General features: G+C 69.9%; 24 protein-coding genes. 12 read left to right on the top strand and 12 right to left on the bottom strand.

The window, feature by feature from the left end; translation table 11 throughout:
* Positions 1 to 33: 33 nt before the first annotated feature.
* From DAERI_RS06095 to ftsE, 3 genes are all read right to left on the bottom strand, one after another.
* Entirely contained in the window at positions 34 to 1,599 is a 1,566-nt protein-coding gene (locus DAERI_RS06095; RefSeq protein WP_103128529.1) for a peptidoglycan DD-metalloendopeptidase family protein, read from the bottom strand.
* Positions 1,596 to 2,459, bottom strand: a complete 864-nt coding sequence (locus tag DAERI_RS06090) for a cell division protein FtsX (RefSeq protein WP_103128528.1) — start codon at positions 2,457 to 2,459, stop codon at positions 1,596 to 1,598. Before DAERI_RS06090 ends, DAERI_RS06095 begins: the two co-directional genes overlap by 4 nt.
* Positions 2,460 to 2,673: 214 nt before the next feature.
* On the bottom strand, positions 2,674 to 3,357 hold the full coding sequence (gene ftsE / locus DAERI_RS06085) for a cell division ATP-binding protein FtsE (protein ID WP_165794107.1): 684 nt from the start codon (positions 3,355 to 3,357) through the stop codon (positions 2,674 to 2,676).
* Between the two features lie 204 nt (positions 3,358 to 3,561).
* On the opposite strand from ftsE, the gene DAERI_RS06080 reads away from it, so the two are divergent.
* Positions 3,562 to 4,878 carry a S41 family peptidase gene (locus DAERI_RS06080; RefSeq protein ID WP_235610272.1) on the top strand — a complete coding sequence of 439 codons (1,317 nt, stop codon included), beginning with the start codon at positions 3,562 to 3,564 and terminating at the stop codon, positions 4,876 to 4,878.
* A 188-nt stretch (positions 4,879 to 5,066) separates the two neighbouring features.
* Positions 5,067 to 5,636 carry a hypothetical protein gene (locus DAERI_RS06075; RefSeq protein ID WP_103128526.1) on the top strand — a complete coding sequence of 190 codons (570 nt, stop codon included), beginning with the start codon at positions 5,067 to 5,069 and terminating at the stop codon, positions 5,634 to 5,636.
* Between the two features lie 41 nt (positions 5,637 to 5,677).
* Here the strand turns inward: DAERI_RS06075 and DAERI_RS06070 are convergent, their stop codons facing one another.
* Both DAERI_RS06070 and DAERI_RS06065 read right to left on the bottom strand, forming a co-directional pair.
* On the bottom strand, positions 5,678 to 6,301 hold the full coding sequence (locus DAERI_RS06070; RefSeq protein ID WP_103128525.1) for a hypothetical protein: 624 nt from the start codon (positions 6,299 to 6,301) through the stop codon (positions 5,678 to 5,680).
* Between the two features lie 16 nt (positions 6,302 to 6,317).
* On the bottom strand, positions 6,318 to 6,872 hold the full coding sequence (locus tag DAERI_RS06065; RefSeq protein ID WP_103128524.1) for a GNAT family N-acetyltransferase: 555 nt from the start codon (positions 6,870 to 6,872) through the stop codon (positions 6,318 to 6,320).
* A 124-nt stretch (positions 6,873 to 6,996) separates the two neighbouring features.
* Here DAERI_RS06065 and DAERI_RS06060 point away from each other — a divergent pair, with 124 nt between their 5' ends.
* Entirely contained in the window at positions 6,997 to 8,103 is a 1,107-nt protein-coding gene (locus tag DAERI_RS06060; RefSeq protein WP_103128523.1) for a Gfo/Idh/MocA family protein, read from the top strand.
* 13 nt (positions 8,104 to 8,116) lie between these two features.
* Positions 8,117 to 8,653, top strand: a complete 537-nt coding sequence (locus DAERI_RS06055) for a putative glycolipid-binding domain-containing protein (RefSeq protein WP_103128522.1) — start codon at positions 8,117 to 8,119, stop codon at positions 8,651 to 8,653.
* Position 8,654: 1 nt separating this feature from the next.
* Here DAERI_RS06055 and yidD read toward each other — a convergent pair whose 3' ends face one another.
* A complete protein-coding gene (gene yidD / locus DAERI_RS06050; protein WP_103128521.1) occupies positions 8,655 to 8,966 on the bottom strand; it encodes a membrane protein insertion efficiency factor YidD in 312 nt (103 codons plus the stop codon).
* Positions 8,967 to 9,093: 127 nt separating this feature from the next.
* On the opposite strand from yidD, the gene DAERI_RS06045 reads away from it, so the two are divergent.
* From DAERI_RS06045 to DAERI_RS22335, 3 genes are all read left to right on the top strand, one after another.
* Entirely contained in the window at positions 9,094 to 9,582 is a 489-nt protein-coding gene (locus DAERI_RS06045) for a hypothetical protein (protein WP_103128520.1), read from the top strand.
* 348 nt (positions 9,583 to 9,930) lie between these two features.
* The gene (locus DAERI_RS06040; protein WP_165794094.1) at positions 9,931 to 11,166 is read left to right on the top strand and encodes an FAD-dependent oxidoreductase; all 1,236 of its coding nucleotides are present in this window, start codon (positions 9,931 to 9,933) and stop codon (positions 11,164 to 11,166) included.
* Positions 11,167 to 11,174: 8 nt separating this feature from the next.
* Positions 11,175 to 11,954 (top strand): hypothetical protein, encoded by a 780-nt coding sequence (locus DAERI_RS22335; protein ID WP_165794093.1) that lies wholly within the window; start codon positions 11,175 to 11,177, stop codon positions 11,952 to 11,954.
* Here the strand turns inward: DAERI_RS22335 and DAERI_RS06030 are convergent.
* The 4 genes from DAERI_RS06030 to DAERI_RS06015 form a co-directional block, all read right to left on the bottom strand.
* Positions 11,941 to 14,157: an AAA family ATPase gene (locus DAERI_RS06030; RefSeq protein ID WP_103128518.1), complete on the bottom strand. Its 2,217-nt coding sequence runs from the start codon at positions 14,155 to 14,157 to the stop codon at positions 11,941 to 11,943. The two genes, DAERI_RS22335 and DAERI_RS06030, sit on opposite strands and share 14 nt — an antisense overlap.
* Before the next feature lie 10 nt (positions 14,158 to 14,167).
* The gene (gene clpS / locus DAERI_RS06025) at positions 14,168 to 14,503 is read right to left on the bottom strand and encodes an ATP-dependent Clp protease adapter ClpS (protein ID WP_103128517.1); all 336 of its coding nucleotides are present in this window, start codon (positions 14,501 to 14,503) and stop codon (positions 14,168 to 14,170) included.
* A 105-nt stretch (positions 14,504 to 14,608) separates the two neighbouring features.
* Positions 14,609 to 15,439 carry a hypothetical protein gene (locus DAERI_RS06020; protein ID WP_103128516.1) on the bottom strand — a complete coding sequence of 277 codons (831 nt, stop codon included), beginning with the start codon at positions 15,437 to 15,439 and terminating at the stop codon, positions 14,609 to 14,611.
* A gap of 66 nt (positions 15,440 to 15,505) precedes the next feature.
* Positions 15,506 to 15,877, bottom strand: coding sequence for a hypothetical protein (locus tag DAERI_RS06015; RefSeq protein WP_103128515.1), 372 nt, complete (start codon positions 15,875 to 15,877; stop codon positions 15,506 to 15,508).
* A gap of 93 nt (positions 15,878 to 15,970) precedes the next feature.
* Here DAERI_RS06015 and DAERI_RS06010 point away from each other — a divergent pair, with 93 nt between their 5' ends.
* A complete protein-coding gene (locus DAERI_RS06010; protein ID WP_103128514.1) occupies positions 15,971 to 16,960 on the top strand; it encodes a DUF1517 domain-containing protein in 990 nt (329 codons plus the stop codon).
* A gap of 147 nt (positions 16,961 to 17,107) precedes the next feature.
* Complete coding sequence (locus DAERI_RS06005; protein ID WP_165794092.1) at positions 17,108 to 17,434, top strand: HNH endonuclease; 327 nt, start codon at positions 17,108 to 17,110, stop codon at positions 17,432 to 17,434.
* Positions 17,435 to 17,440: 6 nt separating this feature from the next.
* Here DAERI_RS06005 and pgi read toward each other — a convergent pair whose 3' ends face one another.
* On the bottom strand, positions 17,441 to 19,096 hold the full coding sequence (gene pgi, locus DAERI_RS06000; protein ID WP_103128513.1) for a glucose-6-phosphate isomerase: 1,656 nt from the start codon (positions 19,094 to 19,096) through the stop codon (positions 17,441 to 17,443).
* A gap of 200 nt (positions 19,097 to 19,296) precedes the next feature.
* Between pgi and DAERI_RS05995 the strand changes: the two genes are divergently transcribed.
* Both DAERI_RS05995 and DAERI_RS05990 read left to right on the top strand, forming a co-directional pair.
* Complete coding sequence (locus DAERI_RS05995; protein WP_103128512.1) at positions 19,297 to 20,574, top strand: thiolase family protein; 1,278 nt, start codon at positions 19,297 to 19,299, stop codon at positions 20,572 to 20,574.
* Positions 20,571 to 21,932, top strand: a complete 1,362-nt coding sequence (locus DAERI_RS05990; protein ID WP_165794091.1) for a 3-oxoacid CoA-transferase — start codon at positions 20,571 to 20,573, stop codon at positions 21,930 to 21,932. Before DAERI_RS05995 ends, DAERI_RS05990 begins: the two co-directional genes overlap by 4 nt.
* A 228-nt stretch (positions 21,933 to 22,160) precedes the next feature.
* On the opposite strand, the gene DAERI_RS05985 is transcribed toward DAERI_RS05990, so the two are convergent.
* A complete protein-coding gene (locus DAERI_RS05985; protein ID WP_103128510.1) occupies positions 22,161 to 22,826 on the bottom strand; it encodes a TetR/AcrR family transcriptional regulator in 666 nt (221 codons plus the stop codon).
* Positions 22,827 to 23,139: 313 nt separating this feature from the next.
* On the opposite strand from DAERI_RS05985, the gene DAERI_RS05980 reads away from it, so the two are divergent.
* Complete coding sequence (locus DAERI_RS05980) at positions 23,140 to 25,404, top strand: RelA/SpoT family protein (RefSeq protein ID WP_103128509.1); 2,265 nt, start codon at positions 23,140 to 23,142, stop codon at positions 25,402 to 25,404.
* The last annotated feature ends 19 nt before the right edge of the window (positions 25,405 to 25,423 follow it).

Here is a 25,423-nt window from a genome sequence, read left to right as displayed (position 1 = left end):
TTAAACGAGGGTAAACAGCTCTGCGCTTCCCCGTCAGAACGTCGGCGGCACCGGCCTACGGCTTCCGCCGCTCACGGCGTTGACCTGAAAGGCCATGCGGCCCGGGCCGAAGATGGGGCTGCCGCCAACGGTGCCGAGCGGCGTGCCCTGCGCTACCCGGTCGCCGACGTTGACCTGCGAGTCTTGCAGGCCGAAGTACGCGGTGACGGTGGCGCCGTGGTCGATCAGGATGACCCAGCCCAGGCTGGCATAGTAGGCCGTGGTGATCACGTTGCCCGCAAGCGCGGCGACCGCCTGCCCGCCCTCGCCGCTTTGCAGGACGCTCCACTGGGCACCGTTCTCGCCGTAGGGCTGGCTCACGCTGCCGCCGGGGAGGGGAAAGCCGAGGGGACCGCTTGTTTCGGGCAGGGGGGCTAGGTCCTGCTCAACCTGCGTCGCCGCCTGCTGGGCCTGGGCCTCGCGCTGGCGCAGGGCAGCCTGTTCCTGCTCGACCTGGGCCTGACGCTGGCGTTGGGCGGCCAGGGCGGCCTCCCGGGCGGCGCGGTCACGGGCGGCTCGCGCTTCGGCCTGGGCCTGAGCCCGCGCTCTGGCTTCTGCCGCCGCCCGGGCCTCAGCCGCGGCCCTGGCGCGGGCGGCGGCTTCCGCACGTGCTTTTGCCTCGGCGGCAGCACGCTCGCGGGCGAGGCGGGCCTGGCGCTCCTGCTCGGCGCGGATGCGGGCCAGGCGCAGCGCCTCCTGCCGGGCGCGTTCCTGGGCTTCCCGGATGCGGCGCAACTCGGCCTCGCGGCGCTTGCGCTCCTCCTCCAGGCGGCGGCGGCGCTCGGCCTCGATGCGGGCGCGTTCCTGAACCACGGCGCCCACGAGTTCGTCGATGGTGCGGGCGGTCACGGCCTGCTGCGCCCGCGTCTGGGCGGCGAGGGTGCGCTGGCCCTGCTCGCTGCGCTTCAGGCTCGCCAACAGCCGCTGCTGCTCGGCCCGGCGATCACGCAACTCGGTGAGTTTGGCGAGGCGCTCCTGCTGAAGGTCCTCCAGGCTGGCCGCCCACTCCTGCTGCTGGTTGCGCTGCGTCTCCAGGGTTTGCACCTCCTGGCGCAGGGTGCGCGTGACTTGAATGTTGTACTGCCCGGCCATGTTGGCGTACTTGAGCCGGATCAGGAGGTCGGACAGGCTGCGCGACTGCGACAGGAGCTGGAGGTAGCGCCCGCTGCGCTCGCGGTACAGGGTGTTCAGCAACTCCCGTACGTCGCCCTGAAGCTGCTTCACCCGCGCCTCGGTCACCTCGCGCTGCGCCGTCGTGTCGGCGAGTTGGCGCTGGGCGAGGGCCACCCGGGCGGCCAGGGTCGCCGTCTCGTTCTCCAGGTCGGCCACCCCCTCGGCGAGCGTGTCCAGGCGGTCCAGGGTCTGCCGCTGCTGGGCGGTCAGGTTCTGGATGTTCGCCCGCAGCTTCTCCAGTTCCTCGCGTTGCTGAACGCTCAGGCTGCGCTGGTTTTGCAATTCGCGTTGAAGCTGCTGGAGCCGCTCGCTCGTCGTCTGCGCCCCGGCCAGCAGCGCCGCCGAGAGCAGCACGAGCGCGGGCCAGCGCGGCAGCCGGGTTCTCACTCCAACTCCCGCAGGTAGCGCCGCGAGGCGAAGAGGCTCCCCGCCAGCCCGATCAGGATGCCCAGCACGCCCACGCCACCCAGGATGGGCAGCAGGCTGGGGAGGTCACGCACCACCGGGAACACCGGCGCGAAGAGCTGCACCCGCGAGGCCAATTCCAGGTAGGTCGGGGTCAGCAGCGCCAGCGCCAGCGCCGAGGCCGTCACGCCCAGTAGCACGCCCTCGATCACGTGCGGCATGCGGATAAAACCGCGTGTCGCCCCCAGCAGCCGCATCACGCTGATCTCGTTGCGCCGGGCATACATGGCGACCCGTACGGCATTCAGGATGTTGAAGAGCGTGCCCAGCAGCAGCAGCCCCACGAGCACGTACCCCGCCGCCCGCACCGCCGTCAGCGTCCGCACCGTCTGGTCCACGTACCCCGCCCCGTACTCCACGTCGTCCACCCCGGCGAGGGTGGAGACCGCCGCCGCGACCGTGCGCGAGTCCTCCACCCGCCCCACCCGCAGCCGCAGCGTGTCGGGGAAGGGGTTTCCGGCAAGTTGCGCCGCGTCCCGCGCGTAGGGGTAGTCGCGGGTCATCTCCGCGAGCACCTGCGCGCTCGTCACCAGCGAGGCGGAACGCACCTGGGGAAGCCCGCGAACCTGCGCGAGCAGGGCCTTCCCGTCCGTGCCCGGGTGCAGGAACGCCGCCACCTCGACCTGCGATTCGAGCTGCGCGAGCGTGCGGTTCACATTCAGCGTGAGCAGCAGCACGAACCCCAGCATCAGCAGCGTAAGGGTCATGGTGGTCAGCGTGGCAAAGGTCGCCGTGAGGCTGCCGCGCATGGCGAGGAGGGCCTGGCGGAAGTGGTAGCTCACCGGAGCCTCCGGGCGGGAAGGTGTTTTTCTCCCTCTCCCCCTGCGGGAGACTTGCAAAGCTGCGAAGCAGAGGGCCGGGGAGAGGGGGCCTGTGACCAGCCTGGGCACCTGTAAAAGTGCATAGACATTCGGGCTGGCCTCTGGACGCCCTGCCCGCTCACCCCCACCCGGCCTCCCCCCTCAAGGGGGAGGAGCAAAAGGGCGAAAGCCCCATTCACAGGGCGTACCCCCCAAAGGGATCGTCCCGCACCAGTTTTCCCCGCCGCAGGGTCACGGTGCGGTGGCGGAAGGTCTCGACGAGGTCGCGGGCGTGGGTGGCGACGACCACGGTGGTGCCGCGCAGGTTGACGTTCTGGAGGACCTTGAGAACCTCGCGGCTGTTGTCGGGATCGAGGTTGCCGGTGGGCTCGTCGGCGAGCAGGAGGGGCGGGTCCATCACGATGGCGCGGGCGATGGCGACGCGCTGCTGCTCGCCCTGCGAAAGCTGCACGGGCAGGGCGTATTTCTTGTGTTCCAGGCCCACCGTGCGGAGGGCGGCAGTCACGCGGGCGGGCCACTCGCGCCCGGGAACGCCCGTCACGCGCAGGGTAAAGGCCACGTTGTCGTAGACGTTGAGGTGGTCGAGGAGCAGGTTGTCCTGAAAGACGGTGCCGATGCGGCGCCGCAGCAGGGCGGTGCGGCCCCCCCGGTAGCGGCTCAGGCTCTCCCCGGCGATCCGCACCTCGCCCCGGGTCGGCAGCGCCCGCTTGAGGACCAGGTTCATGAAGCTGCTCTTGCCCGCGCCCGAGTGCCCCACGAGGTACACGAACTCGCCCTTGCCCACCCCCAGGGTGAGGTCGTCGAGGGCCAGGGTGCGGGTCACGGGGTATTCCAGCGTCACGTTCCTGAACTGGATCATGCCCGGCGCCTCCTGCGAGGGGTGGTGGCGCCCGGGGAGAAGGTGGGTTCGCGTCATGCTCGCGCCCCAGCATAGCCCAGCCTTCCCCCGCAACGTGAAGGAAACTTCATGGGGAAGGGGCGGGCGGATCAGATGGAAAAGGGTGGAAACCCTCCGTCACTTCCGCCTCAAACGGCCTTCACCCCTTCGCCCTATTCTGCCCACGTGAACCGGAAACGCATGACGCTCGTGGCGGGCGCCCTCGCCGCCACCGCCGCCGTCGGGTACGCGCAGCTCAGCGGCTACACGCAGGCCGACCTCACCAAGTCCGCCACGGGCCGCACCTTCCTGGAAGTGCTGAGCGACCTCCAGCGGTACTACCTCTACCCGGTGGACCAGACCAAGCTCCTGCGCGGGGCGATCAACGGGGCCATCGGCAGCCTGAACGACGAGTTCACCTACTACTCCGAGCCCGCCGACAGCGCCATCGACGCGGAGAACCTCGCCGGACAGTTCTACGGCATCGGCGTGACGCTGGTGGCGGCCAACGCCGACGGCAGCGGCGGCAAGGTGGACAACGTCTACAAGGGCGGCGCCGCCGCGAACGCGGGCGTGCAGATCGGCGACGTGTTCGTGAAGATCGGCGACAAGGACGTGCTCACCGCCAAACTCAACGAGATCGTGCAGCTCGTGCGCGGCAAGCAGGGCACGGCGGTGAGCGTGACCTTCTCGCGCGACGGCAAGCCCTACACGGTGAAGATGGAGCGTCAGCCCGTCACCATCGTGAGCGTCGAGCAGACCATGCTGCCCGGCAATGTTGGCTACATCGCGCTGAACACCTTCTACAACGAGAAGGCCAGCGAGCAGTTCCGCGCGGCGGTTACCAGCATGGAGAAGCGCGGCGTGGGGAAGCTTATCGTCGACCTGCGCGACAACGGCGGTGGCCTGCTGAACGCGGGCGTGGACGTGGCCGACCAGTTCCTCCAGAGTGGCAACATCGTCAGCCTGCGGGACCGCAGCGGCAAAACTCAGGTGTACGGCCGGGCCACCCGCGGCGCCTCGGACTACACCGGCAAGCTGATCGTTCTCGTGAACAAGAACAGCGCCAGCGCCAGCGAGGTCGTGTCGGGCGCGCTTCAGGACACCGGGCGGGCCACCATCGTGGGTGAGCAGACCTTCGGCAAGGGCGTGGCGCAGATTCCGCTCGACACCCCGGACGGCGGCAAGGTCGCCATCGTCGCCAACGAGTGGCTGACCCCCAAGGGCCGCCAGATCCACAAGAAGGGCATCACGCCCGACGTGGTCGTGAAGGACACCCGCTACACCGTGCCCCTGAACTTCACGGGCGGCGGCCTGGCCCCGGGTGCCAAGCTCACCCTCACCGTGGGCGGCAAGCCCGTTACCGTCACCGCCGACAAGGACGGCAAGTTCACCTACACCGGTGAGGTGAAGCGCCCCACCCGCTCGGCCACCCAGGGCGAGGCGGTCGTGGACGTGCAGGGCGACGCGATCCTGAAAAAGGCCGTGGACCTGCTGAAGTAAGGCGCCCGCATCCGGCCGTGACCTTCCTGTTTCCAGGGGAGGTCACGTTTCTTTATGCTTGCCGCAACAGTGCATGGGGGTCGCCTGGGGATGAAGTCCCAGCCTGCCCCCTGGAACAAGGGAACCCGCGCATCTTGTGCCCAGCCCCAGTCGCCCCGAACTCAGGTCACCCGGAAGGAGACAGGGAAATGCTTTCAAGACTGACTGTTCTGCTGGTTCGAACGGCGGGGTGGGGCTGGCCGATTCCGGTCGCCGGGGGGCTGGCCCTCCTGAGCTTCCGGGTGCTGCGGCGGACCGGGCGAGCTTTTCAGGCGCATACGGATGGGCACGAGCCGTTCGACTTCCAGAATCGCCTCACGGCCGCGGGGGTGACGGCGCAGCTCGGGGCCTACACCCCCGGCTCGCGGCGGTGGTACCGGGCATTCTTCGTGGCGGACCTGGTGTTCCCGCTCGTGGCGGCCCTGTTCCTGGGGTTGGTGTGGGCACGGCTGCTGAGCCGGGCAGGCGTGTGGCCTGCGCGACTTCTGCGCTGGCATGCCCCGCTGTGGCCACTTCTTGCCACCGGGTTTGACTACGGGGAAAACGTCTGCTTCCTGCTGCTGAGTGAGGGCCGGGCACGCCCGGACGGTCCGGCTGCGCACCTCGGGGTGGCCTGCAAAAGGTTGAAGCTCACGTCGCTCGGCCTGACGGCGCTCGCGACTCCCGCCCTGCTCATGGCGTTCCTGTGGGCGGCGTACGCCCCACGGGCCTCTCGCTGAACCTTGGCCCAAAGGGAAGGCGCCGACTTCGGCGGTTCCGCTCAATCCCAGTCCCATTCGCGCCAGTCGCTGGGCCGGGCCTCCCCAACGGTGGGTCGGGGCGTGACCGGTGCACCGGGCGCCGGATACCAGGGGTAGGCGGCGGCGAGGGCGGTGTGTAGGCGCTCCAGCAGCAGGGCGCGCAGCGTGGCCTCCTCGCGCGGGGTCACCTTCCCGATCTCCCGCTTGAGGTTGTCCAGGGTCGCCTCCAGCCCCGGGAGGTACGGCTCGCGGGCCTTGCGAACGGCCCCCTTGCGGAGCGGCCCGGGGTGGATGCTGGGCGTGTAACTCTCGGCGGCGGCCCCGAGGAGCGCCCGGCGTCTGGCCTCCCGCGTCTCGCGCACCCGTTCCGCCCGCTCTCGGGCATCGGCGGCGCGGGCCTGGCCGAGGAGGAAAGCCTCGTCGCGTTCGGCCTCCAGCACTCTCTCCTCGCGGTAGAGCTTGACGGGGGGGAGTCGGCGGCGGCCCATCTTGAGGCCGTTCTCGCGCGTGTCGTCGTGGTGGCCCAGGAAGCGGGCGATCAGGCCCGCCGTCCAGCCGCGTTCCTTGAGGTCCTGGGTCGCCAGGAAGCCGGGCGGGGTGACGGGGGCCGGGCCGCGGGGGCGGGGCGTCTTGCGCCGCTTCACCTCGCCCGCCTCCCGGTCATGCCTGCACCCCCTCCCACTCCGAGCGCAGCAGGTCGAGGCGCACGCTGTCGAACCGCACGCCGCCGACCACCCGCGCCTCGCGCACCCGGCAGCACTCGCGGAAGCCCAACCGCCGCGCGGCCCGGATCATCCGCTCGTTGCCGCTCCAGGTCGTCACGGTGAGCACGTGCGCGTCGGTCCAGTCCAGGGTGTCCTGCACCCACAGGCCCAGGGCGCGGGTGCCCACGCCGCTCCCCCAGTGCGCCGGGTCGTAGATCAGGATGCCCAGGTCCCACCAGCCGCCGCCCTCCGGGGGCTCCTCCGAGCGGTTCACCATGCCCACGCACTCGCCGTCCACGTCGATCACCTGCTCGTCGGGGTCGGGGGGCGTCTGGGCGAGGTGCGCCACGTAGGTCTGCATGGTCTGGGTGGTGGTCCGCGCGTGAAAGTAGGGTGCATCCCAGCGCCGCCACTCGGCCCCCGGATCGGTGAGCCAGCGGGACAGGATGGGCAGGTCATCGGGCCGCCGGTCGCGCAACGTGACCGGAAGGGGAGAGGTGGAACGGGTCACGCCGCGCACTATGGCAGATGCTCTGGAGGCTTGGACGAACCGTGGACAGCCGAACGTTGTGCCCCTTGCCGACGTGAAGAAGCCCTCAATCGCACCCCCGTCCCCGCCCGTTTACGGTAAGCCCATGCCCCAGAAACCGGACCTGCCCCTTCCCGAGGCCGAGCGGCGCCGCGTCGGGTACGCCATCGTCGGCATCGGCGAGCTGAGCGCGGGGGAGCTGATTCCCGCCGCGCGCACGAGCGAGCACGCCTACGTCGCCGCCCTCGTCACGAGTGAGCCCGAGAAGGGCCGCGCCTTCGCCCGCGCCTACGACCTGACCGACGACGATGTGTACACCTACGACCGCTTCGAGGACCTGAAGGACCGGGAGGACGTGGAGGCCGTCTACATCGTCCTGCCCAACAGCCTTCACCGCGAGTACGTCGAGCGGGCCGCGCGGATGGGCAAGCACGTCCTGTGCGAGAAGCCGCTGAGCGTGAATGCGGCAGAGGCGCAGGCGATGGTGGACGCCTGCCGGGAGGCGGGTGTCCTGCTCATGACCGCCTACCGCTGCCAGTACACGCCCCACCACTGGGCCGCCCGGGACGCCGTGCAGGGCGGCAAACTTGGCCGGGTCAAGCTCCTCGACTCCATCCACGGGCAGGTCGAGGATGACCCCGAGGCGTGGCGGCTGAAGCGCGACCTCGCGGGGGGCGGGCCCCTCCCCGACGTGGGCATCTACTGCCTGAACACCATCCGCTTCGTGCTGGGCCAGGAACCGGAGTGGGTCTTCGCCACCCTGCATCAGCCTGGAGGTGACGAACGCTTCCGCGAGGTCGAGGAGTCGGTCAGCTTCATGCTGGGCTTCCCGGGCGGCGTGGTCGCCAACTGCCTGACGAGCTACGGCACCCAGAAAACGGCCACCCTGCGCGTGCTGGGCGAGGGGGGCACCGTGCTGATGGACCCCGCCTTCACCTACCAGGGCCTGAGCCTGACGATCTCGGACGGGCAGGGCGACTTCCAACCCAAATTGCCCGACGAGGACCAATTCGGGCTGGAGATGGACCACTTCGCCCGGTGCATCCGGGGAGGCAAGACCCCGTGGACCCCCGGCGAGGAGGGCGTGCAGGACCACCGCATCATGGACGCGATCTACGAGAGCGCCCGCAGCGGACAGGTCGTGCGGCTGGAGCGGGTCGAGGGGAAGGACGCTTTCCGGGGCGAGCAGCCGCAGGTGCCGGGGCGCGAGTAGGGAGGGCGCGGGCGTGGACGCGGTGTGGCGCAGCCTGGACCCGGAGGAACCCAGCCTGGAACACCTGTGCCTGACGGGCTGGACCCGGGCGGAGGGAACGGTGGTGGGCGTGGCCGGGGGGCGGCCCTACACCCTGAATTACCTCGTGGAGATCGCGCCGGACGGCCATCCCACCTTCGTCGGCGCCGATGTCGCGGGTGGGGCGGCCCTCACGCTTCGCCGTTCGGCGACGGGGGAGTGGGCCAGCGGCACGCGGCGCCCCCGCCCGGACCTGCGCGGCTGCGCCGACGTGGATATTCGCGCCACCCCCTTCACGAACACGCTGCCCATCCGCCGCCTCGGCCTGTCCGTGGGGGAGAGCCGCGAACTGCGCGCCGTGTGGGTGGACGTTCCCACGCTCGAACTCCGGGTGGCGCGCCAACGCTACAAGCGGACGGGTGAAGCCACTTATCGTTACGAGAACCTGGACAGCGGCTACACCAATGAAATCACAGTGGACCGCTTCGGGCTCGTCACCCTCTACCCCGGGGCCTTTGAGCGCCTGATCTGACCTACCCGCAGCGGAAGGGAATGGGAATCGGCCCGCAGCAGCACACACCCCTGACCCTCGGCCCGCTCGTGCCGAAGGCGAGGGGAGAACCGGCGTGCAGGACGTTGTAGGCCGCGCGGCACTCCCGGAAACGGGCGAGGATGCGGGCGCGTCCACCCCTTAACCCATCCTCCTGAACGATGCGCGCCACCGCTGCTGAACAGGATTCACCGCCGTGAAGAGCCGCGTGCGCGCAGCGAAACCCCTTGTGCGGCGAGAGAGACCGTTGATAGAGGCGGATGCCGGAGAGGGCGAGGACATCGAGAGGGGGCATGGCTCACCTTACGTGCGCGGGGGTTGCCGGGGAAGCGGTCTCCCCCGGGATTGGGTTTAGAGTTGGCTGCTTCCGCATGGGAAGCCGAGGTCACCCGCCCGGCAGTACCCTGGCCCCGGGGGACAACATGACCGGGAATCAGGCCGTCACCGTCTATAACCTTGTCAAGGCGGTGCAGGAGGCCGTGGCGTACACGTTTCGCAGCGGCACCTTCCAGATCCGGGTGGAGCAGGTTGACATTCAGATTCAACTCGTCCTGGATCAGGGGGCGGGGGTGGACGACCTGCAATGGAGGGTGCTGACGCTGGGCGCCAGCCATGCCGACCAGAAGACACAGCTTCTGCACCTGTGCTGGGAGACGACCGAACAGCACCAGGTCACGGAGCGGCTGGACGACGTGCGGGAGCAGATCATCCTCGGCCTGAGCGCGGCGGACATCGGCATGGGCGCCTGGTCGGACCCCAGCCTGCCCCTCGCGTTCCGGGAGGGCCAGTTCAGCTTCGAACTCGCCGTGGACGAACAGGGCAAGCTGAGTGTCAGCGCGCTGCGGCTGAATGCCGGGCGCAAGGAGACGCACACCGTCACCCTCAAGTTCAGGGGGCCGGAGCAGGGCTAGAGGGAGTGGGGGTTCGTGCGGCGTCCCACACTGGACGACTGCCCGAAAGAACGGGCCTTTCAAGCAAGCTTTGATCTCGACCAGGGCCAACTCGCTCGTGCCCCGTCCTCTGTGGCTGTTCTGACCCTCTCCCCTCGTGGGAGAGGGCCTGGCGCAGCCAGGGGTGAGGGGGCGCCCACCCGGCAACGAGATCAAAGCCTGCCTTTCGCAGCCTCCCCCGGACCTTCCGGCGAAAGCGGGCTGGAAAGGGAGGAAGTCCCGCCCCGGCCAGAGCAAGGGTTTCGGGTTCTCTCAGGCCGCAGCATTCCCTACAGCCGGGCCTGCCCGGGCCTGTCCAGAATGCCCCCCATGGAATTCGGCCCGCAGAACGTGTGCATCGTGGGGGGAGGTCCGGCGGGGCTGGTGCTGGCGCTGCTTCTCGCCCGGCAGGGCATCCCGGTCAGCGTGCTGGAGGCCGCGCGCGACTTCGAGCGCAGTTTCCGGGGCGACACCCTGCACCCGGCGATCATGGAACTCCTCGCGGGGCTGGGACTCGCGGCGCCCCTGCTGCGGCTCTCGCACACCCGCGCGCACCGGGCCCGGCTGGTCCGCGCGCAGGGAAGCCAGGTCATCGCCGACTTCTCCCGGCTGCGCACCCCCTACCCCTACCTGACCGTCATGGCCCAGTCGCGCTTCCTGACCTTCCTGGCCGCCGAACTGGGCCGCTATCCCCATGCGCGGGTGGTCTTCGGCGCCCGGGTCGAGGGCCTGCTGGAGGAGGGGGGGTGGGTCCGGGGCGTCCGCTACCGACAGGCGGGGGAGCTGCATGACCTGCCCGCCGCGCTGACCGTGGGGGCCGACGGGCGCTTTTCCAAGGTGCGGGAGCTGGCGGGCTTGAAGTTGCGCCGCCTCTCGCCCGGCCAGGACGTGCTGTGGTTCGCCCTGCCCCGGCGCCCGAGCGACCCGGGAGGCAGCATCGACCTCCACTTGCGGGGACCGCACTGCATCGTGACCACCGACCACGGCGAGCGCTGGCAGGTGGGCTACTCCATCCGCAAGGGGAGCTACGCGCAGGCCCGCGCCGCCGGGGTGGACCCCATCCGGCAGGCGGTGGCGGGCACCATTCCCTGGCTGGCCGAGCGGGTGCAGGCGTTGACCGAGTGGCGGCAACTGCACCTCCTCGCCGTCGAGGTGGCCCGCGTGCGGCGCTGGTGGCGGCCCGGATTGCTCCTCATCGGCGACGCCGCGCACCCCATCTCACCCATCGGGGGGCTGGGGATCAACATGGCCGTGCAGGACGCGGTGGCGGCGGCCAACCTGCTCTCGGGGCCGTTGCGGGCGGGGCGGCTGCGGCCCCGGCACCTGGCCCGCGTTCAGCGCACCCGCGCGTGGCAGATCGCCGTCCTCCAGGCCCAGCAGGTCATCGAGGAGCGCGAGGTCGAGGGCCTGGACAGACGGGAAACCGTCCACGTGCCCACCCTGCTGCTGCGGGTGCTGCACGGCGTTCCTGGCCTGCAACGCCTGCCCGGGTACATCACCGCCTACGGGCTGAGGCCGGTGCGGCTGCATTCACGCTGGCGGGAGGCCCGGGTGGAGGCGGGGTAGCCTGCCCCATGGCCCGCCGCGCCCGCCTCGCCCAGGCAAGTTTCGCCCTCTGGCCCGACGAGGGGCTGCTGGAGGCCGTCCGGTCCTTCCCCGGCGAGCGGATCAGTGTCCTGCGCACCGAGTTGCACCACCGCAGTTCCAAGGTTCTCACTGTGGACCTCGCTGACGAGTTCTACCGCAGATCGGAGGAGGACGGCTGGCTCGTCGGACCGGACGGAGACCCCGACCCCCGCCACCATTCCCGGCTTCTCCGGCTGACGTGGGAGGACCGCTGGGAGGGCGGCGTCCATCACGGTAACCGGATTTTCGCGCTGGAGAGCTACGACGAGTTCTACGCGGGGCCGTATCTCACCTTCCACCCGACCCGGCAGGGCCTGCTCCCTTCTCTTCTCTACGAGGTCATCAGCGACCCGGACCCCTGGATCAGCGAGATTCTGGAGGAGAACGACAACACCGACGTGTTCCCGCCTTACGGCGTGCCGGTGGCCGTCAGCAGGGCGGTGCGGGCGGGGGACCCGGACATCCGAACGACCGGGCGCTTCTTCCCCGAGGATGCCCGGCTCAGTGACACGGGAAGAGGCTTCCTCTTCAGCTTGCCCAGTCCAGAGCCGACCACACCGGAACAGCGGGCCGAGGCGCAGGCGGAGATGGCACGCAGACGCGAGGCCCAGTGGCAGTCGCAGCGGAGCCGCCCGCGCTACCGCCACCTGCTGGTCGCGTCCGGGACGCACCTTCTGGAGATTCTGTGCGAGGACCTGCCCACCTGGGCATGGGTCACCGGAAGCTGAAGCCCTCGCCCTCCGCGTCCACCGTCACGGCCCCGCCGTCCTTCAGCCGCCCGAACAGCAGCTCGTCGGCCAGCGGGCGCTTGACCCGCTCCTCGATCACGCGGGCGAGGGGCCGGGCGCCCATCTGCGGGTCGTACCCGAGCTTGGCGAGGAGGGCCTGGGCGGCGGGCGTGACGGTCAGCGTCACCTGCCGCTCGGCGAGCTGCATTTCCAACTGCCGCAGGAACTTGTCTACCACGCTCGACATGACCGCGGGCGAGAGGGGCCGGAAGTGAATCACCGCGTCCAGCCGGTTGCGAAACTCGGGGGTGAAGGTGCGCTTGACCGCCTCGGCCTCCTCGCCCGCGCGGCCCTCGCGGGAGAAGCCGAGGGCGGGGCGCGAGGCGTCGGCGGCCCCGGCGTTCGTGGTGAAGGTCAGGATCAGGCCGCGCCCGTCCACCTTCTTGCCGGTGTGGTCGGTCAGCGTGCCGTGGTCCATGAGTTGCAGGAAGAGGTTGTACACGTCCGGGTGCGCCTTCTCGATCTCGTCGAGGAGGAGGACCGCGTGGGGATTCTTCGCCACCGCGTCCGTCAGGAGGCCGCCCTGGTCGAAGCCCACATAGCCGGGAGGGGCGCCGATCAAGCGGGCGACCGTGTGCGCCTCCTGGTACTCGCTCATGTCGAAGCGCAGGAGTTCCACACCCAGGCGGTCGGCCAGCGCGCGGGCAAGTTCGGTCTTGCCCACCCCGGTCGGCCCGGCGAAGAGGAAAGCCCCCTGCGGCCTGTTGGGGTCCCGCAGCCCCGCCCGCGCGAGCTTCACGGCACTCGCCACAGCCTGAACCGCCGCGTCCTGCCCGAACACCCGCGCCTTCAGGTCCGCCTCCAGCGTGGCGAGCGACTGCACCTCCTCCGCCTTCACGGCGCCGACCGGCACGCGGGCCATGCGGGCGACGGTCGCCTCGATGTCCGCCTCGGCGATCTCACCACCCTTGCTCACCGAGGAACGCGCGGCCCCCGCCTCGTCGATCACGTCGATGGCCTTGTCGGGCAGGAAACGGTCGCGCAGGTGCCGGGCCGAGAGGCGCACGGCGGCCTCCAGCGCCGGGTCCGAGTACGTGACCCCGTGGTGCGCGGCGTACCCTGGCGCGAGACCCCGCAGGATGGCGAGGGCGTCCTCCTCGGAGGGCTCGGGGACCTCGACGGTCTGGAAGCGGCGCCACAGCGCCCGGTCGCGTTCCAGGTGGCGCAGTTCAGCGGGAGTTGTGGCGCCCAGCACCCGCAGCCTGCCACGTGCCAGCGCCGGTTTGAGGAGGTTCGCCGCGTCCACGCTGCCCCCCTCGGTCGCCCCGGCCCCGACGAGCGTGTGGAGTTCGTCGATGAACAGCACGGCATTCTGCCCGTCCAGCGCGGCGAGAACGGCCTTGAGTCGCTGCTCGAAGTCGCCCCGGTAGCGCGTTCCGGCAAGCAGGGCGCCCAGGTCGAGGGCGTACACGGAGGCCCCGCGCAGGAATCCCGGCGCCTGGCCGTCCGCCACCCGCTGCGCCAGGCCCTCCGCCAGCGCGGTCTTGCCCACGCCCGGCTCGCCGACGAGTACCGGGTTGTTCTTCGCCCGCCGCGCGAGGATGTGCACCACCCGCGTCAGCTCCGCCTCGCGCCCGATCACGGGGTCGAACTCCCCGGCCCTTGCCTGCGCGGTGAGGTCGGTCGCGTAGGCCTCCAGCGGGTTCTGCTCGGCGGAGGCGCCCCCTTCCGGCTCACCGTCCACGCCCGCCACCCGGCGTTCCCGCTCGCGCCCGGCCACCTTCGCCGCGCCGTGCGAGACGTAGGCCAGCACGTCCAGCCGCGTCACGCCCTGGGCCTCCAGCGCCGCGCGGGCGGGCGAGTCCTCCTCCTCCAGCAGCTCGGCGAGGACGCGGGCGCCGTCGGCCTGCTCGTTGCCCTTGCCGCTGGCGTGCAGTTGCAGCACCGCGCCCTGCACGACCCGGTGAACCCCCAGGGTGAAGTCGGGCTGGGCGTCCTCCACCACCTCGAAGTCGGCCAGCAGGTCGTGGAGGTCGTCGCGCAGCTTCTCCACGTCCGCGCCCACCGCCAGCAGCGCCTCGCGCGCCTCCGGGTCGTGGGTCAGGGCCAGGAGGAGGTGTTCGAGGGTCACGTATTCATGCCCGGCCTCACGGGCGTAATCCGCCGCCCGCCCGATGGTCACCTGAAGATGGTCGCCGATCACTGTGTCCCCCTCACTCGTTCGCCTCCGGTTCCGCCACCAGCCGCAGCGGATGGCCCTCCCGCCGCGCGTGGGCGGTGACCTGCGCGACCTTCGTTTCCGCCACGTCGCGCGTGTACACGCCTGCCACGCCCTGCCCCTTATGGTGGACGGCCAGCATGATCAGCCGGGCCTCCTGCTCCGCCTTGCGGAAGTAGCGTGTCAGCACCTCGACCACGAATTCCATGGGAGTGTAATCGTCGTTGAGCAGCAGCACCCGGTACAGGCGCGGGCGCTGGGTCGTCGTCTGTTCCAGGGTCCCCGTCCGTTCGAGGGTTCCCGCGCGGCCTTCGCCGTCTCGGCGCGTCATGCCCGAAGTCTACCCGCAGGTGGGGATTTGGGGCGGGGGAGCGGTCACGGTCGGGAGCCATGAAAAAACCTCCCAGGCGGGAGGTTCTTCCGAGAGGACGCGCCCTTACATCCGGCGTTCGGCGTCCTTGACCGCGCTCTTCACGTCGTTCGCGGCGCGCTGTGTGTCGGTCTTGACATCGCTCGCGGCACGCTGGGCGTCATTTTTGACGGCGCTGGCGCCCTGCCCCACGTCGCTCTTCACATCTTGCACGCCCGCACGCGCGTCAGCCGCCACGTTCTGGGCCGTGGTCTGGGCGTCAGTCGAGGCCTGCTGGGCAGAGGCGCGGGCATCGGCGGCGGTCGCCTGCGCCTGGCTCTTGACCTGGCTGGCGGCCTGCTGCACGTCCTGCTTGGCGCCCTGGGCCTGGTCCTGAACCCGGTTGGCCGCCTGGGCCGCCTTCTGGAGCGCTTCCTGCGCCTGATCCCTGGCCTGATTGACCGCCTGCTGGGCGTTCTGCCCCGCGTCCCGGGCCGCGTCCCTGACCGGGCCCTGCACGTCCTTCGCCTCGCTCTTCGCGGTGCCCGCGACCTCCCGCGCGGCGTCCTTCGCCTCGGCGGCGGCTCCCTGGACGGCGACCTTCGCCTCGCCCGCGACCTCCTTCGCCTTGTCCAGCCCGGCCTGGGCGCCGCCCTGCTGCACGGCCTCCTTCACCTCGCCCGCCTTGTCGGCAAGAACCTGCCCGGCGCTCGTGGCGGCGTCCTTCGTCTTCTCCCAGCCCTTGGTCACGCTGTCGCCCACGTTCTCGGCAGCGTCCTTGAGCCCCAGTTCCGAGAGCTTCTGGTCCAGGGCGCGGCGGTTCTGCTCGCGGCTGAGGTAGTAGGCCGCCCCGCCGATCAGGGCGCCCAGCAGGAGCAGCCGCCCCAGCGGAAAGTGACGTTCTTCGCGGTTAGACATAGTCGCAGCGTAGGCCCCCCCTCTCACGCACGGATGAGCCGGGGTTCAGGGGGGGTTCACCGCCGCTCAGGACACGGGCAACCCCAGCCGCCGCGCCAGCTCGGCTTCCAGCAGCCACTCCTCGGGCTCGTCCGCGTCCGTCACCCGCACGAGGACGCAACCCCGGTCGAGGTAAAAGGCGACGATCTTCGCCCAGGCCTCCTCCTCGTTCCCGGCCTCCTCCTCGATGTCGGCCAGCGTGCCCCACACGTCGCCGTCCACCTCGGCACTCCGCAGGGCCTCGGCGTGGGCGCTCAGGACGTAGGGGTCCACATCTTCCTCGGGGGGGTAATCCACACCCGGCTCGCGCCGCTCCAGCCGGTCGTCCCGCTCGTAGAGGCCCGCCAGGAAAGCCTCCCACTGGTCGGTGGTGAGATCGATGGTGTTCTCGGTGCTCATGGGGCGAGTCTAAGGCGGCGCGGCCCGGGCGCCTTCGCCAAGCCTTCACCCGCCGGGAACTGGGAGGCGCCCCACCCCATACACTGGGGCGTCATGCCGATCTTTTCGCACAGGTCCGTTCGGAGTGTTCTGGCGCTCCTCGTCACGCTGGCGCTTATCCTCGCCGTGCTGACCCTGCTCGGCCACGCCGCCGCGCAGTCGGGGGGGGGCTTCGGCGGCAGCACGGGGGGCGGGGGCTCGTCCGGCGGGGGTGGCGGGAGCTTCGGCGGCGGGTACTCCGGTGGCGGCTACAGCGGCGGTGGCTACTCGGGTGGCGGGTACAGCGGCCCGATCATCATCGGGGGGGGCGGGTACGGCGGGGGCTACTACGGCGGCGGGGGAGGCGGCTTCGGCATCCTGGGGCTCATCATCTTCGGGCTGGTGATCTTCGCGGTGGTCGGCTTCATGCGGCGCAGCCTGGGCGCGGGTGGGGGCGGCGCCCGGGGGCTGGGGGGCCTGGGTACCCTCAACGGCACCGCGCAGGCCGTCAGCGTGCAACTCCTGCTCGCCGAGGGGGACGAGGTCAAGCGCGACCTTCAGCGGGTGGCCCGCTCCGGCGACCCCGACACGAACGAGGGGCTGGCCCGGATGCTCCAGGAGGCCGCGCTGGTGGTGCTGCGCCACCCCGAACGCTGGGCGTACGGCAACGTCGAGCGGGCGCAGGGGGCGGCGAACAGCGCTGACGCCCAAGTGGGCGCCTGGGCCACCGAAGCCCGCGCCGCCTTCACCGAGCAGACCACCAGCAACTACCAGAACCGCGACGTGAACACCGGCTTCGAGCACCGCACCGACTACACCTTCCAGAAGGACGTGGGCGACCTGTACCTCGCCGTGACCATCGCGGTCGCCGCCCACACCCTCGCCACCCTGCCCCCGGCGGGCGTGACCACCGCCGACGAGGCCCGCGCCGCCCTGATGGCGATCAGCTCGGTGAACCCCGGCGACCTGATCCGCGCCGAGGTCATCTGGAGCCCTGATGCCGAGGGCGAATTCCTCAGCGAGGACGAGGCGATCACGAAGTACCCGAAGCTGACGAAGCTGTAAGTGGGGTGTGGGGAGTGGTCAGTGCGGGCAAGGGCGAACGCTTTTGCTCCCGCTTTCCTTTTCCACTCACCACTTCCCACTGACCACTCACTCTCCCGTAACACCCCACCCGGTCTCCCCGCGCTCCACACGCCATCATGGCCCCCGATGGCCCGCCGCCGCCCCGAATCCAACTGGCCGTCCCCTCCCCGCGAGCCCGAGGTCTGCGCCCTGTGCGAGCGCGAGACGCCCGTGCTCACCGAGCATCACCTCGTGCCGAAGTCGCAGGGACGGCGGCAGGGGGTCAAGGTTTACGAGTTGCCCACGGTGATGCTCTGCCCGGCCTGCCACAAGTTCCTGCACCGCACCTTCACCAACGCGGAGCTGGCGGGCGAGTTCCATAGCCTCGACGCCCTGCTCGCCGACGACCGGGTGCGGCGCTTCGTGGCGTGGTTGAGAACCCAGCCTGCCAGCAAGGCCGTCCGGGTGCGCTGAGGAGTTCTACCCCCGCCGCGCCCGGTAGCGCCGGATCAGCGCGTTCGTGCTGGAGTCGTGTGCCAACTTCGGCTCCCCCTCCGCCTGAAGCTCGGGCACGATCTTCCCGGCCAGGACCTTGCCGAGTTCCACCCCCCACTGGTCGAAGGAATTGATGTTCCAGATCGCCCCCTGAACGAAGACCTTGTGCTCGTACAGGGCGATCAGGGCGCCGAGCGTGCGCGGCGTCAGGCGGTCGGCCAGGATCGTGTTCGTCGGCCGATTCCCCTCGAACTCGCGGTGAGGGGCGAGGTCGGCGGCTACGCCTTCCGCGAGCACCTGCTCCTCCGTTTTGCCGAACGCGAGCGCCTCGGTCTGCGCGAACACGTTTGCCATCAACAGGTCGTGGTGGGGCGGCAGCGGGTTGAGCGTCTGGCAGAAGCCCAGGAAATCGCAGGGAATCAGCGTGGTCCCCTGGTGGATGAGCTGGTAGAAGGCGTGCTGCCCGTTCGTGCCCGGCTGGCCCCAGACGACCGGGCCGGTGTCGTAATCCACCGCCTGGCCGTCCAGAGTGACATGCTTGCCGTTGCTCTCCATGTCGAGTTGCTGGAGGTAGGCGGGGAAGTAGGCGAGGTACTGGTCGTAGGGCAAGACGGCGTGCGTCTGCGCCCCGAAGAAGTTGCGATACCACACGCCCAGCACGCCCAGCAGGACGGGAAGGTTCTGCTCAAGAGGGGTGCTGCGGAAATGCTCGTCCATCTCGTGGAAGCCCGCCAGGAAGTCCCGGAAGCCCTCCGGCCCGATGGCGACCATCAGCGAGAGGCCGATGGCGCTGTCTACCGAGTAGCGGCCCCCCACCCAGTCGCGGAAACCGAACATATTGGCGGTGTCGATGCCGAACTTTTCTACCTCGGCGGCGTTCGTGCTCACGGCGACGAAGTGGCGGGCGATGGCTGTCCCCTCGTCGGCATTTCCCAGCCCGGCAAGCAGCCACGCGCGGGCACTGCGGGCGTTCGCCATCGTCTCCTGGGTGGTGAAGGTCTTGCTGGAGACGATGAAGAGGGTTTCCTGTGGATCGAGATCGCGCGTCTTCTCCACCAGGTCGGTGCCGTCCACGTTGGACACGAAGCGCACGGTGAGGCCCCGGTCCGCGTAGTGCTTGAGTGCCTCGTACGCCATGACGGGGCCGAGGTCCGAGCCGCCGATGCCGATGTTGACGACGTTGCGGATCGGCTTCCCGGTCGCGCCAAGCCAGGTCCTGTTCCTGACCTGCTCGGCGAAGGCGCTCATGCGGTCCAGGACCTCCTGCACTCCCGGCACGACATTCTCGCCGTCCACGTTCACTGTCGCCCCACGGGGAGCGCGCAGGGCCGTGTGCAGCACCGCGCGGTTCTCGGTCACGTTGATGCGCTCGCCCGCGAACATCGCGTCCCGCCGCTCTTCCACCCCCGCCTCGCGCGCCAACGCCAGGAGCAGCCGCAGCGTCTCGTCCGTCACCCGGTTCTTGGAGTAGTCGAGGTACAGGCCCGCCCCCTCGGCGGTCAGGCGCTCCCCCCGGTTCGGGTCCGAGGCGAACAGGTCGCGCAGGTGGGTATCCCGCACTTCACCGAAATGCGCCTCCAGCGCCTGCCAGGCGGGAAGCTGCGTCAGCGGGGGCCGTGCCGAACGGGAGGAGGCGCTCATGCGGCGAGGATACCAGTGGCTCAGAACCTCCCCGAACGGCCCGTGCAGGCATGAAGGGACCACCAAGAGGCTGTTCACCTCGCAAGCGTCAGGTGGGTGCGTTCCAAATAGCGGACCGCACGTCTGGAAAGAGGAGACCTGCGCGCGCTTGAATGTGGGGCACGTTCTATCCGTCTTTGCCCCGAAAGGAACCCTTTGCCATGACCCCTTCCCATCCCCTGCAAGACCGCGACGTGGTGATCGTGTCGGCGGTGCGTTCGCCCGTCGGTGCCATTCGCGGCTCGCTCTCGTCCGTCCGCCCCGATGATCTGGCGGCCACGGTGATTCGTGAGGCGGTGGCCCGTGCGGGCGTCTCTCCCGACGAAATCGAGGAGGTAATTCTCGGCTGTGCCAATCAGGCGGGCGAGGACAACCGCAACGTGGCCCGCATGGCCGCCCTCCTCGCTGGACTCCCGCACCACGTCGGCGGCCTGACGGTCAACCGCCTGTGCGCCTCGGGCCTTTCCGCCATCAACACGGCGGCCCGGGCCATTCGGAATGGGGACGGCGACGTGTACGTGGCCGGGGGGGTCGAGAGCATGACCCGCGCGCCCCTCGTCATGCCCAAGGGTGCCCAACCTTTTGCCAACGGCAACGTCACCGTCTACGACACGACGCTGGGCTGGCGCTTCCCCAACCCGGCGATGGAGGCCCTCTTCCCCCTGGAGGCGATGGGCGAGACCGCCGAGAACATCGTCGAGTGCAGCCGGGAGGGACGGATCGCGGGAGGGGAGATCACCCGTGAGGAGCAGGACGCCTTCGCCCTGGAGTCGCAGCGCCGCGTGGTGGAGGCGCTGAATAGCGGCACCTTCAAGGATGAGATCGTGCCCATCGAGGTCAAGGGGAAAAAGGGCGTCACGGTCTTCGACACCGACGAGCACCCCCGGTACAAGCGCGAGGGGGACACCTTCACCCTGGCGACCGATGAGGCGACGCTGGCTGGCCTGAAGCCCGCTTTTCGGAAGGGAGGCAGCGTGACGGCGGGCAATGCCAGCGGGCTGAACGACGGGGCGGCGGCACTGGTCCTGATGAGCGCCGGAAAGGCCCGTGAACTGGGGCTTCAGCCGCTCGCCCGCTGGGTGGGCGCGGCTACTTCCGGGGTCGATCCCCGGCTGATGGGCCTAGGTCCCGTCCCCGCTGTCCGCAAATTGATGAACCGCCTGGAGATGGACCTGGCCGACGTGGACCTCGTCGAGATCAACGAGGCCTTTGCCGCGCAGGTCATCGCCTGCATGCGCGAGCTGAACGTCGAGCACGAGCGGCTGAACATCCACGGCGGCTCCATCGCCCTGGGTCATCCCCTGGGCATGAGCGGCGCCCGCCTCGTCACCACCCTGGCCCATGAACTTCAGCGGCGGGAGGGGCGATATGGCGTCGTCAGCCTGTGTGTCGGCGTCGGGCAGGGCGAGGCGGCCCTGATCGAGCGGGTGGAGGCATGAAGCAGGTTCCGGTCATCTCGCTGGAGGAGGCTGCCCGGCTGGTGAAGTCGGGGGACACGCTGCTCGTCGGGGGCTTCGGCATGACCGGCAACCCCGTTCACCTCGTCCACGCCCTGGCCGAGACGGACACTCGGGACCTCACCTTCGTGGGCAACAACGTCGGCGAGGCGGGGCTCAGCGGGGGCCGTCTGCTGCGGAATGGGCAGATTAAGAAGGCCATCGGGTCGTTTTTCACCAGCAACCGCGAGGCGGTGGCGGCGGCGCAGAACGGCACGCTGGAGGTGCAACTGCTGCCCCAAGGAACGCTCGCCGAAGCCTTGCGGGCCGGGGGAGCCGGGATCGGGGGCTTTTACACACCCACGGCGGCTGGGACGGTGATCGCTGAGGGAGCCGACGTTCGGACCCTGAACGGGCGGGAGATGGTCTTTGTCCCCGCCCTGCGCGGCAACGTCGCCTTCGTCCGCGCCTGGCGGGCCGACCGTGCCGGAAACCTCCAGTACCGCCTCACCGAGCAGAACTTCAACCGGGCGATGGCGACCGCCGCCGATGTGGTCGTGGCGGAGGTCGAGGAAATCGTGGAGGTGGGGGAGATCGACCCCGAGCATGTCCACACGCCCGGCCTGTATGTGGACTACCTCGTCCAGGCTCACCTGACCCCCGAGGATTTGGGCAGCTCTGCCGACGTGAAGGCCGGGGCCAAGAAGGTGGACGAATCCCGGATGCACATGGCACGCCGCGCCTTGCGGGAACTTCGTCCCGGCGACGTGGTGAACCTCGGCATCGGCATTCCCACGCTGGTGGCCGACCTGATCACGCCCGAGCATGGGGTTAACCTCCACACCGAGAACGGAATGCTGGGCGTCGGCCCCGCCCCCGAGGATGGAGGGGCGATGGACTACCCGGTGAACGCGGGCAAGATTCCCGTTACCGCTCTGCCCGGGGCGAGCTACTTCGACTCTGCCGATTCCTTCGGGATGATCCGTGGAGGGCATGTGGACGTGGCGGTGATGGGCGGCCTTCAGGTGGATGAACACGGCAACCTCGCCAATTGGGCCGTGCCGGGCAAGCCGTTGCTGGGCGTGGGGGGCGCGATGGACCTGGCGAGTGGGGCGGGGCGGCTAATCGTGACCATGACGCACACGGACCCCGACGGCACGCCCAAGATCGTCCCCGAATGCACCCTGCCGCTCACGGCCAGGGGAAACGTCAGCATGATCATCACGGACAAGGCGGTGTTCGAGTTTCTGAACGGTCAACTCACGCTGACCGAACTGATGCCCGGCGCCACCCTGGAGGATGTTCGGGCCTCGACCACCGCCCGCTTTCAGGAGCGGTTGCCGGAGGTCACCCCGGGCTGAGCCAGTTTTGCGGCGAGGCTCTCAAAGGTTGTCCCCCTGAGCAACGCGAGGGGTCTCGCCTGGAGATGGTTCGCCTTCGCTCAGCAGGACAAGGGTTCTGCGCTCCGCCTTAGAAGGCACAGGAAGCGCGGGCGTCCACATTTTCCATTCCCGAGACTCAAGCTCTTGACCCAAGGATGGTGTCATGTTGAGCCCTTCGTTCCGCTCAGGGTGGCCCTTCTTCCTTCGTCAACTGCTTGGGTCCCGGTCGGCCACGATCAGCCCACTTTCCCGCACGCTCTCCTCGGTCACGCCGGGGGCCAGCGCCCCCTGGAGCAGCAGGGAAAAGCGGTCCTGCCAGTCGCGCAGCACCTCGCGCTGGTCGCGGTGGCCGCCGTGCAGCAGGGCGAGCAGGCAGGCGTCCACCAGCAGGGCGCTCAGCAGGTGGGTGTCCACCCCGCCCCGCAGCGCCCCCCGGTCCCGCATGGCGACGAGGACGGGCTCGACCAGCGCCACAAGCGTGAGCGCCGTGCGGACGCCCTCGTCGGAGCCCGCCGGGGCCACCCGCGCGCCCAGCACGGCGTGGCCCACCGCCCCGACCAGGTGGCGGTAACGCACGCCCAGGTCGGCCATGCGGGCGGTCACGTGGCTCCACACGGCCTGAGGGGCCGCTCCCGCGTGCAGCTTTCGCACCGCCTCATCGCGGGTGTCGCGCACGGTGCGCTCGAAGTGGGCCAGGAGCATGTGCACCTTGGAGGGGTAGTAGCGGTAGAGATTGGTGCGGCTCACGAAGGCGGCGCGGGCGATGTCCTGGGCGCTCGTGCCCTCCAGGCCGGAGCGGGCGAACAGCTCGAAGGCCGCCCGGGCGATGCGCTCGCGCCGGGCGTCGTCCTGCTCGTGGCGGTCCACCTTCATAGGAATTCCCGAAGCGGGCGGACGGGCGGGGCTCCGCAGGAGAGCGAGAAGGAAAGCAGATGGGTTCCGTGGAATGCAGGACTTTCCGGCGCCTCTCCCGAACGGCACGGACCGGACAGTACGGAATGGAACGGAATCCAGCTCACGCCCCCCAGGGTAGCGCCTCTTCCCGGTCCCCGCCTCTCGGGTGGCCTGAGCGTGTCTTCAGGTTGCCGGGGGCCGTCTGGTCACGGTCCCACCCTTCCCGCCGCGCCCACGCGCTATTCTGCCCCGCGTGCATGGCCCGCCCGAACCCGGCCCCTCCGACCACGGGATGGAGGAGCTTCGCCCGCTGATCGCGGACCGCCCCCCGGCCGACCGCGAGCGGGTGGAGCGGGCCTACGCCTTTGCCCGCGACGCCCACGCCGGGGTGAAACGCAAGAGCGGCGAGCCGTACATCACCCACCCGGTTGCGGTCGCCACCATCCTCGCGCGGCTGGGGATGGACACCGACAGCCTGATGGCCGGGCTGCTGCACGACACGGTCGAGGACGTGGACGGGGTGACCTTCGACCAGATCGAGCGCGAGTTCGGCCCCGACGTGCGGCGCATCGTGGAGGGCGAAACCAAGGTCAGCAAGCTCTCCAAGCAGGGCAGCCAGCAGGCCGAGGTGGGCGACTCGGGCCGCGACATCCAGGCCGAGAACCTGCGCCAGATGCTCGTCGCCATGACGGGCGACCTGCGCGTGATCGTCGTCAAGCTCGCCGACCGCCTGCACAACATGCGGACCCTGGGCGCCATGAAGCCCGAAAAGCAGGCCAGGATCGCCCGCGAGACGATGGACATCTTCGCGCCGCTCGCGCACCGCCTGGGCATCGGGCAGATCAAGTGGGAGCTGGAGGACCTCGCCTTCAAGTACCTCCAGCCCGGCGACTACGAGTACCTCCAGAGCCGGTTGCGGACCCGCCAGGAGGAGCGCCAGGCCCTGATCGAGCAGGCGGTGGAGCAACTGCGCGAGGCCCTCCACGACGACCTCGAACTCCCCGAATGGGTCAGCGACATCGACATCGCCGGTCGCTCCAAGCACCTCTGGAGCATCCACAACAAGATGCAGAAGGAGGGCAAGGCGCTGGAGCAGATTTTCGACCTCCTCGCCATCCGGGTGATCCTGACCCCGAAAGAACTCCACGTGCCCCCCGGCACCGACGAGAAGCGCCGCGAGCGGGCCGAGGAGACGCGGGAAAAGCGCATCTGCTACCACACGGTGTCCATCGTGCATTCGATGTGGACGCCGCTGCCGGGCCGCTTCAAGGACTACATCGCGGTGCCCAAGCCCAACGGCTACCAGAGCCTGCACACGACCGTCATCAGCCAGAGCGGGCAGCCCATCGAGGTCCAGATCCGCTCGCGCCGGATGCACGAGGTCGCTGAGTACGGGGTCGCCGCCCACTGGATGTACAAGCAGGGCTCGCAGCTCGCCCAGCGCGACCGCGAGAACTGGCTCGCCCAACTCCGCGAACTCCAGAACGAGATCAACGACGCCAGTGACTACCTCGACGCCGTCAAGACCGACATCCTCTCGCAGCGGGTGCGGGTCTTCACGCCCAAGGGGCTGGCGATCTCGCTCCCGGCGGGGAGCACGCCCGTGGACTTCGCCTACCACATCCACACCCGCATCGGCGAGACGACGGTGGGGGCGCGGGTGAACGGCTCCATCGTGCCGCTCTCGCACAAACTGAACAACGGCGACATGGTCGAGATCGTGACGAGCAAGAACAGCCACCCCAGCAAAGACTGGCTGAACTTCACCGTCACCCGCTCCGCCCGCGCCAAGATTCGCCACCACTTCCGCCAGCAGGAGCGCGAGGAGGCGTTGCAGCACGGGCACGACCTGCTGGAGCGCTACCTGCGCAAGCGCCAACTCCCGGTGCGGCAACTCATGCGGACCAAGCTGCTGGAGGAGGCGACCCAGAAGCTCGTGGGCACCCGCAACCCCGACGACCTGTACCTCGCCCTGCACGCGGGCAAGCTCACGCCCAGCGTGGTGGGCCGGGTGCTGTCGCCCACCCTGGCGCAGGAGCAAGCCCCCGCCCCGGTCCGGCGTCCCCCGCCCGCCCCCGGCGAATCCGGCGGCGTGTTCGTCGAGGGCCTGAGTACGACCACCAAGCTCGCCCAGTGCTGCAACCCCATCCGGGGCGACCAGATCATGGGCTACCTCACGCGCGGGCGGGGCGTCAGCATCCACCGCATCGACTGCCCCAACATGATCCGGCTGCTGAAGGACGAGCCCGAGCGCTGCGTCGCCGCCTCCTGGGACTCGGGGACGCCGGGCAGCACGCTCGTCGACTTCGACGTGGTCGCGCCGGACCGTTCGGGGCTGCTCGCCGACGTGCTGGGGGTCCTCGCCGCTCAGAAGCGCAGCCCGCTGAAGGTCGAGGCGGGGGTGGGCGCCGACGACACCGCGCACATCTACCTGCGGCTGGCGGTGACGGGAAACGGGGACGTGGAGGCGCTGCGGTCGGCCATCTTGCAGGTTCCTGGGGTCGCCGACATCGTGCGGGTGGGAAAAAATGGGGGCTGGGGCCGGGTCACGGCCTGAGGTCCATGTGCGGAGACGG

Source organism: Deinococcus aerius, assembly GCF_002897375.1.
Classification (GTDB): domain Bacteria; phylum Deinococcota; class Deinococci; order Deinococcales; family Deinococcaceae; genus Deinococcus; species Deinococcus aerius.
This window is presented reverse-complemented; position numbering and strand designations above follow the sequence as displayed.